Below are 17,561 nucleotides of genomic sequence, written 5' to 3'. Positions count from 1 at the left end.
TGATGGGAATGTTCTGCCTTTTAGAATAGATTTTATCAATACCATTAAGATGCCTGATTACGTTAATGATAAAAAAGTCTATAGCATAGATAGAGAAAAAGCCTTAGCAGATCCACAGCGAATCAGTGAAATTGTTTCTTACGTTCTTGAACACTTTGATCAGAAGACAAAGCGCAATAGTTATTACACATTCTCTGCGAAATGGGAAGAAGCAGATAAGCACAACCCTAAAAAGATGATAGAAAAGCGTGAAACAAGGCGAGTTGCCGGTTTCAACTCCATATTTGCTGCTGCATCCATCCCAATGGCAATCAGATACTATAATGAGTTTAAGAAGCAGATAGCGGAAAAGAACCGTAACCTTACCATTGCAACTATTTTCAGTTTTAGTGCAAATGAAGAAGAGCCAGATGGATTGCTTCCTGAAGAGGATTTTAATATGGAAAACCTTGACCAGAGCTCCAGAGATTTTCTTGAGGCGGCTATCCGAGATTACAATTCCACATTTAACACGAATTACGATACTTCCTCGGATAAGTTCCAGAATTATTATAAAGACCTCTCTCTTCGCGTAAAGAATCGGGAGATTGATATATTGATTGTTGTCAATATGTTCCTGACAGGCTTTGATGCAACAACCCTAAATACGCTATGGGTAGATAAAAACCTGAGACAGCATGGACTAATTCAGGCTTTTTCAAGAACTAACCGCATCTTAAACAGCGTTAAGACCTATGGTAATATCGTTTGCTTTAGAGATTTGAAAGAAGAAACAGACAAAGCTATTGCACTATTCGGCAATAAGGATGCTGGCGGTATTGTACTGCTAAAAACATTCGATGAATATTATAAGGGATATGATGAAAAAGGTGAACACAAGCCGGGCTATGCTGAACTGATTGCAACCCTTACAACACAGTATCCCCTTGGACAACCTATTCTCGGTGAAGAAGCTGAAAAAGACTTTATCCGGTTATATGGAGCAATACTTAGACTCAGAAATATTCTTACTTCTTTCGATGACTTTGAAGGAAATGAGATTTTATCTGAAAGGGATTTTCAGGACTATCAGAGCATTTATATTGACCTGTATCAGGAATACAGAAAAGGTGCTGATGGTGACAAAGAAACTATCAATGATGACATAGTTTTCGAGATTGAACTGGTCAAACAAATAGAGGTAAATATTGACTACATCCTTATGCTTGTAGCTAAATATCAACAATCCAACTGTAAGGATAAAACCATTCTTACGACCATTGATAAGGCTATCAATTCAAGTATTGAACTTCGAAGCAAGAAAGAGCTTATCGAGCGTTTTATAGAGCAAGTCAATGTATCGACCAAAGTGGTTGAGGATTGGCGTAAATTCCTCCATGAGCGTAAGGAAGCGGATATTTCAGCGATTATAGAAGAAGAAAAGTTAAAGCCTGAAGAAACCCGCCGATTCATCGACAATGCTTTCCGAGATGGGATACTTAAAACAACCGGTACAGCTATAGATAAAATCATGCCGCCTGTATCTCGCTTTGGCGGAGGCAGGGCTGCGAAAAAACAAGGAATTATCGAAAAACTAATGTTATTCTTTGAGAAGTATTTAGGGTTGATATAGATTAATATCAATCGCTAATTCAAAAAATAATATCTTTATAAAAAGACCAGTCACAATCAGGCATGAATGCTTGAAGTGACTGGTCTTTTTTGCCCCGCTTGAAGCTGTTCATTCAAGTTTTTCTTCAATCCCTAAGTGAACGCTTCTTTTGGCTGCTTTTTATTTGTAAAAAATATATAAGAGCAGCTTTGCTATAGATAAAATCAAAATGAAAAACAAAGTAATAGATAAAATCAATACAGTCACTTTTAATGAAGAAACTAATATATAATAGAGAATGGTAATTAAAATAATAATCAATGAATTGAAAGGAGAAAACTATAATGATAACTGAAGAAAAAGTAATCGAGATGTTTAAAGAAGGCTTTGATTGTGGGCAGGTAATAACAATGGCTATTGCAGATGATTTAAATATCGATAGAAAAACTGCCCTAAAAAGTGCAGCTGCATTTGGTGGCGGAACTTTTGATGCAGGAGTTTGTGGTGCATATATAGGAGGCTTGATAGCTCTAGGTCTAAAATATGGTCACAGTGAAGCTAATGACATGGCTACAAAGGGAAAAATGATAGCAAAGGTATGTGAGTTTAAGGAAAAATTTGCACAACTTCACAGCGGAAAGACAGCTTGTTCAGAAATATTAGGTTACAATCTAACAGAAGAAGAAGATTCAAAGATAATACAAGAGAAAAATCTTTTATTTACAGTATGTCCAAAGCTTGTAGTAGATGTAATTCAGATAGTGGAAGAATTATAGGAATTAAAAACAAAAAGTTCATAAGCAAAATCAATGAAACTGTCTTTCTAATAATAATAGATAATATTGTTTTGGGAAATTATTTAACTATGCAATTATAGCTTTCGTTACTCTAATATACAGAAGTAAGAATTGAATATTAGTATCGAAAAAAACTATAATTGAAATTAATGTTATTGAAAAAATATTTGATACAATTATAAAAAAACAAATTATTAGCATTTTATTATGTTAAGATAGAGTAAGGAGTAGTATAGTCTTTATAAGAATGTAGAGCATACTGCCAAAATAAAACCAGGAGGTAGATTATGGATTTCTATTTTGAAAAAGAAGATTTAGCTAAATTTGGACAAGGTAAACTTCGCGAAAATGCAGAAGAAATGTGGGACAAGTTTATGGAGTACTATGGTGCAGTTTATGATGAAAGCTCACTAACATTAAGAGAAAAGACTCTTGTAGCTTTAGCAACAGCATTTGCTGTTCAGTGTCCTTACTGTATAGACGCATACACAAATGCATGTCTTGAAAGAGGTTGCGACCAAGATCAGATTATAGAAGTAGCTCATGTAGTTGCTACAATAAAGGCTGGAGCAACTCTTGCATTTGGAGTTCAGAGCAAGAACATTCTTGAAAAAAAGAGTATGAAGTAAGGTATTGAATATAGCTCTAAAGAAGAAACGTATAAGTTAAAATTTAATTGATAATAATCATTGTTTTAGATAAAATATCAATAAATTTTCTATAATCTTTGTTATATAGCAAAAAAAAGAATTAAGTTTATGAGTTAGCTTATGTAAAAATTTAATTATTTGTATATAGTGCAATGGAGATAAAATGAGCTTTTATGTATTCAATAAAAAGATTTATTATGGGGGGGGGATTTAAGAAAGAATGAATATAGAAGAATTAAGTAAAAGAGTAGATATTCCTGAATTCAACGATTCAGTAGAAAATAAGGATTTTTTAAAGACAGTAGAAAGTCCATCAACTTTACAGGTAAACGTTGGCAGAATGTGTAATCTTAGATGTAAACACTGTCATGTAGAAGCAGGTCCTGATAGAAAAGAAATTATGGACAAAAATACAATGCAGGCATGTTTAGATGCATTTAAAAAATATGAATTTAAGACAATGGATATAACAGGTGGTGCACCTGAGATGAATCCAGACATAGTTTGGTTTATAGAAGAAAGTGCAAAGATAGCAGAAAAGGTAATAGTAAGAACTAACCTTGTAATATTGCTTACTGAAAAGTATAAAAATATGCCAGAAGTATTTAAAAATAATAAGGTTACTGTAGTCTGTTCGCTACCATTCTATACTAAGAAGAATGCCGACATACAAAGAGGCGATGGAGTCTTTGATAAGTCAATAGAAGCTCTAAAAATGCTAAACTCTATAGGATATGGAACAAACCCTGAATTAGAGCTTGACATAGTTTTCAATCCAGCAGGAGCATTCCTTCCACCTAGTCAGGAAGATATGACAAAGCTTTATAAGGAAAGATTATATTCACAGTTTGGTATAGTGTTTAATAACCTATTTACTATAACTAACAATCCACTAGGAAGATTCTCAGATTTCTTAGATGAAAGTGGAAACCTTGAAGAATATATGAACACACTTTATTATAGCTTTAATCCAGCAACAGTTGAAAATATGATGTGTAGGGATCAGGTATCTGTTTCTTGGGATGGTGGACTTTATGATTGTGACTTTAATCAAGCAGCAGGTATAAAAGCTGAAGGAATAGATAATATATTTGATTTAAGAGATAAGTCTCTTGATATAAGAACTATAAAGACAGGAAAACACTGTTATGCATGTACTGCTGGAGCTGGCTCAAGCTGCGGTGGAGCAACAGAAAAATAGTTTACAAGAGATAATAAAAAATATTTGAATCATTAAAAAGAATATATGGTATTATTAAGTACTTAATTCTAGATAGTAAAAAAATATAAAGAAAGGCTAAGTGCAGTTTGCTTGTACCTAGCTTTTTTGTTATAAAATAGAAGAGTTATTTTGGTTTAAAAAGACGATTATAAGAATAAAAATAATAGAAAATAAATATATAATGATATATTGTTATAGAAATATACAATTTATTCTTTTTAAAATTGACCTTTTACTAAAAGAAGGTATATAATTGAAATGTTGTTTTAATAATCAATTTAATTAAAGTTATAGGAGGCATTTATGACAGTAAATAAAGAGCAGTATTTAGAACATATAAAGAATATTGCAGAGGAATATTTTAGATCAGGAACATTTTTTTGTTCAGAAGCAGTAGTACAAACTTTAAACGATGAACTAAACAATCCATTACCAGAGGAAGTAGTAAAGATGGCTTCAAGCTTCCCAATAGGACTAGGTAAGGCACAGTGTTTATGTGGTGCAATATCTGGTGGGGAAATGGTACTTGGTATGATGTATGGAAGAGTAAAGGGTGAGCCGATGAACCCTAGAATGTTCGAATGTGCAAAAGACCTTCATGATTATATAAAGAATGAATACAAGGCTACTTGCTGTAGAGTGATGACTAAGCAGTGGGAAGGAGATAATTTTGCATCTCCTGAAAGAAAAGAGCATTGTATAGAAATAACAGGAAAAGTTGCAAGATGGGTAGCAGAAAGGTTAATAGATGATGGAAAGCTTGAAATCCCAAAAAGAATCTAGTTTGCTTGAGATTATACCAATACCAATAGCAGGTTTAATGCTTGCTTTAGCTACAAATGGGAATATGCTAAAAGTAAGAAGTGAGTACTTGAGATATGCTTTTGGATTTGCAGCGTTTATATTATTTGCAATTTTGCTTTTAAAAGCAGTTTTGCATTTTAAAAATATAAAAAAGGAATTTGAAAATGTTGCTATTGCATCTGTTATACCTACATTTTCAATGGGGGTAATGGTTTTAAGTACATATGTACTGCCATTTTCAAGACCCATTGCTTCTGTAATGTGGTATGGAGCAATTGTACTTCATGTAATTTTAATGGTGGTGTTTACCAAAACATATGTAATTAACTTTAAGAAGGAAACAGTACTTCCTAGTTGGTATATAGTTTATGTGGGAATAGTGGTGGCTACTGTAACAGGGAAACAATTCAACCCTCTTATTGGAAAAATATGCTTTTATTTTGGCTTTGTTGCATATTTAATATTAATACCTGTAATATTGAATAGAGTATATAGAGTAGGAAAATTAAAAGAGGCTATGCTTCCGACTAAGGTAATCCTTACAGCACCGGGATCACTGTGCTTGGCAGGATATCTTAGCGGTTTTGAAAATAAGCAGACTTTTATGCTTATATTTTTATTTGTAATAAGTCAAGTATTTTTCTTAGTGGTTTTAACTGCACTCCCAAAGTTGTTAAAACTTCAATTTTACCCGAGTTTCTCTGCGTTTACATTCCCAATGGCAATTACAGCTCTGTCAATGAAGCTTTATGTCGGACATCTAAACACAGTTGTTGGAAGTGTTCCAAAGTGGATAGAGTATATAGCTTTATTTGAAGAGATTTTGGCAGTAGTGATATGTCTTTATGTACTATATAAGTATGTGAAGTTCATCGGGAGCAAATTCCCGGCATAAAATTCCTCAAAAACGGTAGGGCTTAGTTCTTACCGTTTTTTATTTTAAATCTAAAAGGCCCCTAGTATAAATTTATACTGGGGGCTTTTTTCTATTTTGATTAATTATTATATTAAATAGCTTACTAATAATTATATTAAGATTTTATTCTTCAATTTTATTTAGGAGACATACAGATTGAGAGGATATACCTTCTTTTTGACCTGTAAATCCAAGTCCTTCTTCAGTAGTAGCCTTGATATTAATATTTGAAATATCTGTATTAAGTATCTTGGCAAAGTTTGTCTTCATTTTTTCAAGATAAGGAGCCATTTTAGGCGCTTGAGCTATTATTATACAGTCGATATTGCCTACTTCATAGCCCATATCCTTCATAAGTTTATAAGAGTGCTCCATTAGCTTTAAGCTGTCTGCTCCCTTGTATTTAGGATCGCTATCTGGAAAGTGTCTTCCCAAGTCTCCAAGACCAAGCGCTCCGAAGATGGAGTCTATAACAGCATGAGTAAGAACATCTGCGTCAGAATGACCAAGAAGACCTTTTTCGTGGTCGATTTTTACGCCACCAATTATTAAATCTCTGTTTTCTACAAGTTTATGAACATCATATCCTATACCTATTTTCATATTATCCTCCTTAAAAAGTAACCTTACTTTATTGTCTTAGCAATCATTTCAGCTGGAATAAGATCCTCAGGTGTGGTGATTTTTATATTATTATAATTTCCCATTACCATTTTTACTTTATATCCAATGTTTTCCACAAGAGAAGCATCATCTGTTCCCAAAAATCCGCTTTCTTTTGCATGTTTATATGCTCTTTTTATAATATCTATGTGGAAAGCCTGTGGAGTCTGTGCACACCATAGAGTTTTTCTGTCTGGAGTAGCAGAAATATTTCCGAAGTTATCCACAATCTTAATGGTATCTTTGCTTGGGACGCCTACACAGGTACACTTGTGAACCTTAGTTTCTTCAATACATCTATTGATTGTTTCAGTATCAATAAAGGGTCTTGCCCCATCATGTATAAGAACGTAGTCAGTGTGTATAATTTTATCAAGACAATTTGCTATTGAGTCTTGTCTTTCTTTACCTCCATAGACTAGATTAATTTTTTCAAATCCATACTGGGAAATTATATTTTTTATATATTCCTCATCTTCTTTTCTAATTGCTAGAGTAATATTATCTATGTTTTCATTATTATAAAATTTTTCTATTGTCCATGCAATTACGGCTTTGTTATTTATTTTTAGAAATTGTTTGTTAATATCTGAATTCATTCTTTTACCAGAGCCTGCAGCGACTATTATTGCATCAATCATAATTTCCCTCCAATTAATATTTTATACTAGAAGTATATCATAGAGAAAGTTCAAAACCAAGATTGCTGTAAACACAAAAAAGAGCCTAGGAAAAAATTATTCCAAAGCTCTTTTATTATTAGTGTTTTTAGTACAGCTTATCTTTGTATTTTTCTACGCTGACGTTTTTCTGCCTCTTCTATAATGGCATCAACCCATTTCTGAGTCTTACCAACAAGAATATCATGTTGCTGACCATTTTTTAAAGTAAGTCTTATACCATCATGAGTAATAAAAGTAGGTTTAAAAGTTTCAACCTTTATTATTTTAGATAGTGGAATTCTCATAGCTTTTTTTTCTATAAGCTCAGCATCAGGTGTATTGGCAAAAATAATAAGTGAGTCTGTAAGGTAAAGCCAACCTTTTATATTTTTTTTACCTGCTATAGGCATTTCTGCAATTTCATCCATTACAAGAATACCTTCCTTTTCCATTTTAGTAGCAAAGATTCTCATATTTGCAGTATCTTTACCTCTTCTATTAAATAGAAGACCTGTAATGAAGAAAGTTCCTCCTAATAATATAAAGAAATATAGAAATTGACCTATACCTGCTAAAAATCCTCCTTGAGCAAAACGGCTGACACTTAGGACAACGCCGAATATAAGCCCTACCAGAATAGAAACAAGAAGCTGTTTTAAAGTACTTGTTCTCATGCTTTCCTCCTTGAATTTCAATTTTTATTTGAAACAACCTTAGGTTTGTTTTTACCGCTAGATTGTAAACCTACAAAATATATTATAACAAGTTTCAGCTTATAAACTCAACTATTTTAAAAAATCCAGAAATTTATTGAAATAAAAGTCCTCGCTTGATTTTTAGTAGTTATTCAGCTTTTTATTTCCTGGAAGAAATAGGGCAACAAGTACACAAATTGCTGCAAGTATAAAGCTTATAATATAAATGTTATTATATCCAAAAAATTGAGATTGAACAATATCGTGCGCTTTTAGTGAGTGGTTATTTAAAAAGTTACTTGTATTTACACTTATTCCAAGTTTGCTAAAGTATTTTACAACAGAGTTGTTTAAAACCATTCCGAAAGCACTGATACCAATTGTCTGTCCAAGTGTTCTTATAAACATTACAGAGCCAGATGCCATTCCCATATTTTCTTTTGATAGAGTCTCTTGAACTACAAATAAAAGCATATTAAAGCTTCCACCAAATCCAAGACCAATAACGCAAGACATAGTTCCCATAAGCCAAGGGCTAGAAGTAGGTGTGAGGAAAATAAGTCCAAATACACCTAGTGCAAGGATAGAAAGACTTGCAATTAATATATTTTTAGTTGAGTAGTGACTAATCATTTTTGAAAGTATAAATGATGAAAGCATCCAAGCAGTCGAAAGTGGAACAATCGGAACTGTAGACATCATAGGTGCATATCCCTGAACACTTTGCATAAATGAAGGGTTATAAACATCCATTGCTATAAGAATAGTAGCATTTAAAAATGTAATCACCATTACCAACACAATTTCTTTTGAAAATAGTTGATAAGGTAAAACAGGGGATTCAACTGTTTTTTCAACCTTGGAAAATATAATCAAAAATAAAATGGAAAGTGTAATTGGAAGTAGTACCCTCAAACTAAAAAATGAATTGCTTTCAAGTGAGGACATTGCCTGTATTATACATATTACAAATAAAGTCATGACAGATAGACCTTTAATATCAAGTTTTTCCGAGCTTTTTGTTTCTTTGAAGTTATAGTATTTATGAACAAGAAACATACTAATTAGTCCGACTGGAATATTAATATAAAAAACCCAGTGCCATGTGAACTTTAGTAGAATAATTCCACCTAGAAGTGGAGCAATTAAACTAGCTATACTCCAAACTGTAGAATTGTATCCACTTATCATAGCTCTTTCTTCTACATCGAATACATCGCCTATAACTGCCATTGTAAGTGTTGCAAGAGCACCAGAACCAAGTCCTTGAAGAGCTCTTGAAAAAATCAAGAATTCCATATTCATTGAAAGTCCGCACATCAATGAACCTATAAGAAATATTACTATTGATATTTGAAGTAACTTCTTTTTTCCGTAAATATCTGCAAGTTTTCCAAAAACAGTATTTGCAATTGCCGATGTTAAAAGAAATATGGAAAAAACATAGCTGGCAAGGTTAAATCCGGAAAGATCCTTGACTATTGAAGGTATTGCAGTAGTTACTATTGTAATTTCTACTGCACCCATACTGTTACATATAAAAAGTGCAAGAGCGACAAGTTTTTTTTCTAGTGACATGGTATCCTCCGCTATCTAAAATGCCCAATTGCCATTTTTAAATATTTCGTGTGATTTTCCTGATTTATCTATGCCCATAATATTAAGGTCAGAATCTCCTATCATGAAATCAACATGTGTAATACTTGAATTCATACCGACTTTATCCATTTCATTTTCATTTAATGAATCTCCATTTTCTATGTTAGAACTGTAGGCAGCTCCAATTGCTAGATGGCAAGAAGCATTTTCATCGAAAAGGGTACTATAAAAAACAATATTGCTATTTGAAATAGGTGAGTCAAATGGAACAAGAGCCATTTCTCCAAGCCTTAGAGAGCCTTCGTCCGTTTCTATTAATAGCTTAAGACTTTCATGACCTTTTTCTGCCTTGTAGTCTATTATTTGTCCATCTTTAAATTCAATCCAGAAATTATCTATAGTATTTCCTGCAAATATAAGAGGCTTTGTACTGTGGACAATGCCGTTGACTCTATTTTTGTGAGGCATGCCATAGACTTCTTCAGTTGGAATGTTAGGACAAAACTCTATATTGTTAGGATCAAAAGCGGATCCTCCCTGCCAAATATGTCCCTGAGGAAGACCTATTTCAAGATTTGTTTTAGATGACTTGTAGATAAGTCTATCAAGGTCTAGCTTATTAAGTGTATTCATTTTATTTCTTATATTTGAAACATGAGATTTCCAATCTTCAACTGGGTTTTCGGAAACTCTGGAGCAATCTAGGATTTCATTCCATAACTTTTCAATAGCATCATTGAGTTCTAAGTCTGGATGAAGCCTACTTGCCCATGCTTCAGAAGGGACAGCTACAATTGACCATTTGACCTTGTCAGTAAGAGTATAAGATCTCCATTCTTTAAGGTATTTTCCAGCAATTTTCTGAAATCTGGAAATTCTATCTGTATCTACTCCTTTTAGAAGATCTGGATTTGCAGATACAATGTTAAGGAAAGAACCACTTTCTTTTGCTATTTCTGTATATTTATAAGATTGCCATTCTGGATACTCATCAAATGCCTCATCTGGAGCTGATAAATAAGTTTCTCTAAAGATTACCTCATCAGAATATTCTACATAGACATGTTTAGCACCTGCCTTGTAAGCTTCTTTTACGCATCTTCTTGCAAAGTCTGAAGCTTCCACATCAGCCCTTATTAGAAGAGTTTCTCCTTTTTGAATATTGATTCCTGTTTTTATTGCCAGTTTCGCGAATTTATCTATTCTTTTATTTAGTTCCATAAAATACCTCCTGAAATTTTATTAAAAAGCAAAACTGCTAAATTCAAACTTTTAGTAGATTTAGCCTAATAATTTATATTTATTACTATTTTGCTAGATATTATCTATAAATATAATATCATAATAAAAAGACAGATATGAAAAAATAATTTATTTTATAAACATAAATCTGAATATAAAAAACCTGCATATAAAAATATACAGGTTTGAAAATTTTATTGAGTTGTTACATTCATATCCAACATATCTTCTGGAATAAGGTTTTTAACAATATTTTGATAGTTTTCAAGATTGTATTTGCCTGCACCATACATTGCAAAGTGTCTATTTGCAAGTTCTAAAGGATATTTATCAAGTCTATAGACCTTTCCATCTAGTCCATATTGGTTACTTTCTAAATGAAATACGAGAGGTGTAAACTTAGCTTCTTCTATGTATTTTTTGCCTCCCTTTTTTACAAAATTCCAAGATGCCATTCCTTCAAGATATGTATCAGCTCCTAACATATTGTGTACGAAGTTACCCATGCCGTAATATATTAATGTTTTTTTACCATCTTTATTAGTTAGCCACTCAGACTTTTGAATTACATGTGCATGTGAGCCTAAAACAACATCGACGCCTAAATCGTTAAATAACTTTGCGAATTTAATTTGAGTTTCATTTAAACTATGAACATGTTCTTCTCCCCAATGAGCTGAAACCAAAATAAAATCTGCTTCTTTTTTTGCTTTTTCAACATCTTTCTTGATTTTTTTTTCATCAAGGTATGGAACTTTGAAATCTTCTTTGGCCTTCATACCATTTGTATCATATGTGTATGAAAGTACTGCAGTTTTTATTCCGTTTTTGTCAATAATAAGAGGCTGGTCTCTGTCTTCTTGGGAGTTATAAAGCCCTGTAGTATAGACTTTTTCTTTATTCCAAAGATTTATAGAATCACTAATTCCCTCGGAACCCATATCCATAGAGTGGTTATTAGCAAGGTTAATAAGATTAAATCCAGTTTTGCTGAGAGTAGGTATCATTTCTTCTGGAGTATTGAACCTTGGATAACTATGTATCCCATATTTGTCTCCAGCAATAATAGATTCCTGATTGATATAGCGAATATCGTGTTTGTTAATATCGTCCTTAATTTCACTATAAAGATTAGAAAAATCATATTTTCCATCTCCTAAAACTCCATTTCTTTTATCTGAAGATTGATAGATGGTATCGTGAATTAAGTTATCTCCCACACCTACAAAACTGACTTTTTTTACAGTTTGAGCAGGTGCTTTTGCATATTGTTCTTTAGAACTGCCCTTTATTTCTTGTAAAAAGAAAATTGAAAAAAAGGATATTACAACTAAGGAAATAATTACAGTAGTTATAATGGTCAAGCGATTGTCTTTAAAATCCATATTTATAAGTCCTCCAAATAATTATATACAGTTCCATTATATAGTAGTAGCCAGATTATTTCTAGCAAATAAGCCATTAAAGATAAAATAGCTCAATTAAAGCTATATTAAGTATTTGAGTGGATAGATAAAATTAATTTTGAACTTGTAATATAAATTGAAAATCTTAATATTTAAATTATTTAAAATAAAAAAATGTGCATTTAAAAATTAAAAAACAAATATAAAATAGTTATTATTAATTCAATACTAATAAAAAGAAAAGAAGAGGGAAATTTTATTAAAATACGTAGAAAAAACAAGTAAAGGATGGCTTATTTATTTTCACAAAAATAATTGACATGGCTTGATTACAGTGCTAAAATATAAAGGTATGTAATCTTGAAATATAGAGATTACTTTTTTTAGTAGAATACTAAAAGCATCAAAACAATTAATCAATATGCAGTGCATATTGGTGCGGTTGGCGATCACTGATGAAGATCGGAAATTTAAGAAAAAGGAGGTGCAGTTGATGCCAACAATCAACCAATTAGTTCGTAAGAGTAGAAAAGCTGTAGAAAAGAATTCTACTGCTCCAGCACTACAAAAAGGTTACAATTCTTTAGTAAAGAAAGCAACTAACATTAGTGCTCCACAGAAGAGAGGTGTTTGTACTTCTGTAAAGACAGTAACACCTAAGAAGCCAAACTCAGCCCTTAGAAAGGTTGCCAGAGTTAGACTTACAAACGGTATAGAAGTATCTGCTTATATACCAGGTGAAGGACACAACTTACAGGAACATAGTGTTGTTCTTATAAGAGGTGGTAGAGTTAAGGACCTTCCTGGTGTTAGATACCATATACTAAGAGGTACATTAGATACAGCTGGTGTAGAAAAGAGAAGACAGTCTAGATCTAAGTATGGTACTAAGAGACCTAAGGAAAGCAAGTAATAATTAATCAATCTACATTATTAGAGATTCAGTATTAATTAGAGATTTAATTTAATGAGAAGGTAGCTTGAGCCAAAAATCAAGTGAAAAGGTATAAAGCTGATAAAACAGCAATTGATTATAGTTCGATGCTTTAAATATATAGATATATTTATTTATGGCATCACGGCAAAAGACATTGTCGAGTACCTATGATTTAACTTTTATAATTAAGGAGGGAAGCGAAATGCCAAGAAAAGGTAATGTTCCAAAGAGAGAAGTTTTACCAGATCCAATGTATGGAAGTAAGGTAGTAACAAAATTAATAAATAACTTAATGTATGACGGAAAAAAAGGGAAAGCTCAGAAGATCGTATATGATGCTTTCGCTATAATAGCAGAAAAGACTGGTGAAGATGCACTAGAAGTTTTCAATAAGGCTATGGAAAATATAATGCCAGTACTAGAAGTAAAGGCAAGAAGAGTCGGTGGTGCAAACTATCAGGTACCTATCGAAGTTAGAGCTGATAGAAGAGAAACATTAGGACTTAGATGGTTAGTTAGATACACTAGAGCTAGAGGCGAAAAGGGTATGGTAGAAAAACTAGCTAAGGAAATAATGGATGCAGCTAATAATACTGGTGCATCTGTAAAGAAGAAGGAAGATACACACAAGATGGCAGAAGCAAACAAGGCATTTGCTCATTACAGATGGTAATCCATTTTTTTGTATAAGTAATTAAGGAGGAAACAGATGGCTAGACAATTTCCATTGGAAAAAACTAGAAATATAGGAATAATGGCCCACATAGATGCAGGTAAGACTACAACTACTGAAAGAATCTTGTTCTATGCTGGACGTACTCATAAAATAGGTGAAACACATGACGGTGCATCTCAGATGGACTGGATGGCTCAGGAAAAGGAAAGAGGTATAACAATTACTTCTGCCGCTACTACTTGTGAGTGGAAGGGTCACAGAGTAAACATCATAGATACTCCTGGACACGTCGACTTCACAGTTGAAGTTGAAAGATCTCTAAGAGTTCTTGACGGTTCTGTTGCAGTTTTCTGTGCTAAGAGTGGTGTTGAACCACAGTCAGAAAATGTTTGGAGACAGGCTGAAACTTACGGTGTTCCAAGAATAGCATTCGTAAATAAGATGGATAGACAGGGAGCTGACTTCTACAATGTTGTTCAGATGATGAAGGACAGACTAAAGGCTAACGCAGTAGCAATGCAGTTACCAATAGGATCAGAAGACAACTTCACTGGTATAATAGATCTTCTAGTAATGAAGGCTGAAATATACAAGAATGACCAGGGTACTGAAATAGAAGAACAGGATATCCCTGCAGATATGCTTGATAAGGCTAAAGAATATAGAGAAGCATTAGTAGAAGCAGTAGCTGAAACTGATGAAGAACTTATGATGAAGTACTTAGAAGGTGAAGAAATAACAGTTGAAGAATTAAAGAAGGCTATAAGAAAAGCTACAATAGCTTGTGAAATGAACCCAGTATTCTGTGGTACAGCTTATAGAAATAAGGGAGTTCAGTTAATGCTTGATGGTGTTATCGACTACCTACCAGCTCCAACTGATATAGAATCAATAAAGGGTATATTACCAGATGGTGAAGAAAGTGAAAGACATGCATCAGATGATGAACCATTCTCAGCTCTTGCATTCAAGATCATGACTGATCCATTCGTAGGTAAGCTTGCATTCTTCAGAGTTTACTCTGGTACTTTAGAATCTGGTTCTTATGTACTAAATGCTACAAAGAACAAGAGAGAAAGAATCGGTCGTATACTACAGATGCATGCTAATACAAGAGAAGAAATAACTTGTGTTTATGCAGGAGACATAGCTGCTGCAGTAGGTCTTAAGGATACTACTACAGGAGATTCACTTTGTGATCCTAATGCACCAATAATTCTTGAATCAATGGAATTCCCTGAACCAGTTATATTTGTTGCTATAGAACCAGCATCAAAGGCTGCTCAGGAAAAGATGGGTGTAGCTCTTCAGAAGTTATCAGAAGAAGATCCTACATTCACAGTAAGAACTGACGCTGAAACTGGACAGACTATCATCGGTGGTATGGGTGAACTTCACCTAGAAATAATCGTTGACAGACTTCTAAGAGAATTCAAGGTTGAAGCTAAGGTTGGTGCTCCTCAGGTTGCATACAGAGAAACTATTACTCAGCCAGTTGATGTTGAATACAAGTACTCTAAGCAGTCAGGTGGTAGAGGACAGTATGGTCACGTTAAGATCAGAGTTAACCCACTTGAATCAGGAGAAGGATACAAGTTCGAAAACAAGACTGTTGGTGGATCTGTTCCTAAGGAATATGTTGGTCCAGTTGATCAGGGTATCCAGGGCGCTATGCAGTCAGGTATAGTAGCAGGTTATCCAGTAGTTGACGTTGCTGTTGAATTATATGATGGTTCTTACCATGAAGTCGATTCATCAGAAATGGCCTTCAAGATGGCAGCATCTATGGCATTCAAGGATGCTATGAAGAAGGGTAACTCAGTTCTTCTTGAACCAATATTTGCAGTTGAAGTTGTTACTCCAGAAGATTACATGGGTGATGTTATGGGTGACTTAAACTCAAGAAGAGGTATGATTCAGGGTATGGAAGCTAGAAACGGTGCTCAGGTAATAAGAGCTCACGTTCCACTATCTGAAATGTTCGGATATGCAACTGACCTAAGATCTACTACTCAGGGTAGAGCTACTTACACTATGATATTTGACCACTATGCACAGGTTCCAGCATCAGTTGCTAAGGCAATAAGTGAAGGAAAGTAATTAGTGTATTAAAATAGAAAAAACTTTAATTAAAAGCGATTAGTTTTTGATTGAAACGTTGAAAAATACGTAAAAAAGTGATATACTTATATAGAATTTACAGTTTATTGTAAAAAAAAGGTGGGTATTATAATACCCACCGCATAATAAATAAAATATTATTTTATAATAGGGAGGAAATTTGAAATGGCAAAAGCTAAATTTGAAAGAAGTAAGCCACATGTTAATATCGGTACAATAGGTCACGTTGACCACGGTAAGACTACATTAACAGCAGCTATAACTAAGACTTTATATGACAGATATCAGTTAGGAGAAGCAGTAGACTTCGCTAACATAGATAAGGCTCCAGAAGAAAGAGAAAGAGGTATCACAATATCTACTTCTCACGTTGAGTATGAAACTCCAAACAGACACTATGCTCACGTTGACTGCCCAGGACATGCTGACTACGTTAAGAACATGATCACAGGTGCAGCTCAGATGGATGGTGCAATACTAGTTGTTGCAGCTACTGATGGTCCAATGCCTCAGACAAGAGAACATATACTACTTTCTAGACAGGTTGGTGTACCTTACATAGTTGTATTCTTAAACAAGTGTGATATGGTAGACGACGAAGAACTTCTAGAATTAGTTGAAATGGAAGTAAGAGAACTATTAAGCGAATATGATTTCCCAGGAGATGATACTCCAATAGTTAGAGGATCTGCTTTAATGGCAATAGAAGATCCTAAGTCTAAGTGGGGAGATATCATAGTTGATTTCTTCGAGCAGATAGACGAATATATACCAGCTCCAGAAAGAGCAGTTGACAAGCCATTCCTAATGCCAGTAGAAGATATATTCTCAATCACTGGTAGAGGTACTGTTGCAACTGGTAGAGTTGAAAGAGGTATACTTAAGGTTTCTGACGAAGTTGAACTAGTTGGATTATCTGAAAAGCCAAGAAAGGTTGTTGTAACTGGAGTTGAAATGTTCAGAAAGTTACTAGATCAGGCTGAAGCTGGAGATAACATAGGAGCTCTTCTTAGAGGTATCCAGAGAGATGAAATAGAAAGAGGACAGGTTCTTGCTGCTCCTGGTTCTGTTCACGCTCATACTAAGTTTACAGCAGAAATATACGTTCTTAAGAAAGAAGAAGGTGGTAGACATACTCCATTCTTCAACGGTTACAGACCTCAGTTCTATTTCAGAACAACTGACGTAACTGGTGAGTGTAAGCTACCAGAAGGTATAGAAATGGTTATGCCTGGTGACAACGTAACTATAGAAGTTGACCTAATCAACTCTATATGTGTAGAAGAAGGACTAAGATTCGCTATCAGAGAAGGTGGTAGAACAGTTGCTTCTGGTGTTGTTGCATCAATAATAGAATAATTAAATTTTATTTAACATAAAAGAAGATCGCTTTGCGGTCTTCTTTTTTTATATAGATATTTACTTTCTTAAATAGATAGAATTGTTTATTGCAAGAAAAAAGATTTTAAAAACACTATATATAAATAATTACATGTATTTTATAAACTCAAAAAATATAAGAATTTAAAAAAATAATATTAAAGTACCATACTATTAGTTTTTTAAACATATTTTTCATA

The 17,561-nt window shown here is 33.5% G+C and carries 16 protein-coding genes; 10 read left to right on the top strand and 6 right to left on the bottom strand.

The window, feature by feature from the left end:
- The 6 genes from BMY82_RS08155 to BMY82_RS08130 all read left to right on the top strand — a co-directional run.
- Positions 1 to 1,612 (top strand): type I restriction endonuclease subunit R, EcoR124 family (locus BMY82_RS08155; protein ID WP_144019731.1); only part of this gene is annotated, 1,612 nt, incomplete at its 5' end.
- Positions 1,613 to 1,935: 323 nt separating this feature from the next.
- Positions 1,936 to 2,367 carry a C-GCAxxG-C-C family protein gene (locus tag BMY82_RS08150; protein ID WP_091976061.1) on the top strand — a complete coding sequence of 144 codons (432 nt, stop codon included), beginning with the start codon at positions 1,936 to 1,938 and terminating at the stop codon, positions 2,365 to 2,367.
- Between the two features lie 308 nt (positions 2,368 to 2,675).
- Positions 2,676 to 3,017: an arsenosugar biosynthesis-associated peroxidase-like protein gene (locus tag BMY82_RS08145; RefSeq protein ID WP_091976060.1), complete on the top strand. Its 342-nt coding sequence runs from the start codon at positions 2,676 to 2,678 to the stop codon at positions 3,015 to 3,017.
- A gap of 241 nt (positions 3,018 to 3,258) precedes the next feature.
- Positions 3,259 to 4,239: an arsenosugar biosynthesis radical SAM (seleno)protein ArsS gene (gene arsS, locus BMY82_RS08140; protein WP_091976059.1), complete on the top strand. Its 981-nt coding sequence runs from the start codon at positions 3,259 to 3,261 to the stop codon at positions 4,237 to 4,239.
- A gap of 324 nt (positions 4,240 to 4,563) precedes the next feature.
- A complete protein-coding gene (locus BMY82_RS08135) occupies positions 4,564 to 5,043 on the top strand; it encodes a C-GCAxxG-C-C family protein (protein ID WP_091976058.1) in 480 nt (159 codons plus the stop codon).
- Complete coding sequence (locus BMY82_RS08130) at positions 5,012 to 5,959, top strand: TDT family transporter (protein ID WP_180366763.1); 948 nt, start codon at positions 5,012 to 5,014, stop codon at positions 5,957 to 5,959. The genes BMY82_RS08135 and BMY82_RS08130 overlap by 32 nt, the downstream gene beginning before the upstream one ends.
- Before the next feature lie 144 nt (positions 5,960 to 6,103).
- On the opposite strand, the gene ispF is transcribed toward BMY82_RS08130, so the two are convergent.
- From ispF to BMY82_RS08100, 6 genes are all read right to left on the bottom strand, one after another.
- Entirely contained in the window at positions 6,104 to 6,583 is a 480-nt protein-coding gene (gene ispF / locus BMY82_RS08125) for a 2-C-methyl-D-erythritol 2,4-cyclodiphosphate synthase (protein WP_091976056.1), read from the bottom strand.
- Positions 6,584 to 6,606: 23 nt separating this feature from the next.
- Complete coding sequence (gene ispD / locus BMY82_RS08120; protein WP_091976055.1) at positions 6,607 to 7,284, bottom strand: 2-C-methyl-D-erythritol 4-phosphate cytidylyltransferase; 678 nt, start codon at positions 7,282 to 7,284, stop codon at positions 6,607 to 6,609.
- A gap of 137 nt (positions 7,285 to 7,421) precedes the next feature.
- Positions 7,422 to 7,979 carry a hypothetical protein gene (locus BMY82_RS08115; protein ID WP_091976054.1) on the bottom strand — a complete coding sequence of 186 codons (558 nt, stop codon included), beginning with the start codon at positions 7,977 to 7,979 and terminating at the stop codon, positions 7,422 to 7,424.
- 162 nt (positions 7,980 to 8,141) lie between these two features.
- Positions 8,142 to 9,578 carry an MFS transporter gene (locus BMY82_RS08110; protein ID WP_091976053.1) on the bottom strand — a complete coding sequence of 479 codons (1,437 nt, stop codon included), beginning with the start codon at positions 9,576 to 9,578 and terminating at the stop codon, positions 8,142 to 8,144.
- A gap of 15 nt (positions 9,579 to 9,593) precedes the next feature.
- Entirely contained in the window at positions 9,594 to 10,820 is a 1,227-nt protein-coding gene (locus BMY82_RS08105; protein ID WP_091976052.1) for an aminopeptidase, read from the bottom strand.
- A gap of 215 nt (positions 10,821 to 11,035) precedes the next feature.
- Entirely contained in the window at positions 11,036 to 12,226 is a 1,191-nt protein-coding gene (locus tag BMY82_RS08100; protein WP_091976051.1) for a CapA family protein, read from the bottom strand.
- A gap of 514 nt (positions 12,227 to 12,740) precedes the next feature.
- Between BMY82_RS08100 and rpsL the strand changes: the two genes are divergently transcribed.
- The 4 genes from rpsL (at position 12,741) to tuf (ending at position 17,340) form a co-directional block, all read left to right on the top strand.
- Complete coding sequence (rpsL, locus tag BMY82_RS08095) at positions 12,741 to 13,160, top strand: 30S ribosomal protein S12 (protein ID WP_091976050.1); 420 nt, start codon at positions 12,741 to 12,743, stop codon at positions 13,158 to 13,160.
- 226 nt (positions 13,161 to 13,386) lie between these two features.
- Positions 13,387 to 13,857, top strand: coding sequence for a 30S ribosomal protein S7 (gene rpsG, locus BMY82_RS08090; RefSeq protein ID WP_091976049.1), 471 nt, complete (start codon positions 13,387 to 13,389; stop codon positions 13,855 to 13,857).
- Positions 13,858 to 13,893: 36 nt separating this feature from the next.
- Complete coding sequence (gene fusA / locus BMY82_RS08085) at positions 13,894 to 15,960, top strand: elongation factor G (RefSeq protein WP_091976048.1); 2,067 nt, start codon at positions 13,894 to 13,896, stop codon at positions 15,958 to 15,960.
- Between the two features lie 186 nt (positions 15,961 to 16,146).
- Complete coding sequence (tuf, locus tag BMY82_RS08080; protein WP_091976047.1) at positions 16,147 to 17,340, top strand: elongation factor Tu; 1,194 nt, start codon at positions 16,147 to 16,149, stop codon at positions 17,338 to 17,340.
- Positions 17,341 to 17,561: the final 221 nt, after the last annotated feature.

It is taken from the genome of Peptostreptococcus russellii, assembly GCF_900110295.1.
In the GTDB taxonomy this organism is placed as follows: Bacteria; Bacillota; Clostridia; order Peptostreptococcales; family Peptostreptococcaceae; genus Peptostreptococcus; species Peptostreptococcus russellii_A.
This window is presented reverse-complemented; position numbering and strand designations above follow the sequence as displayed.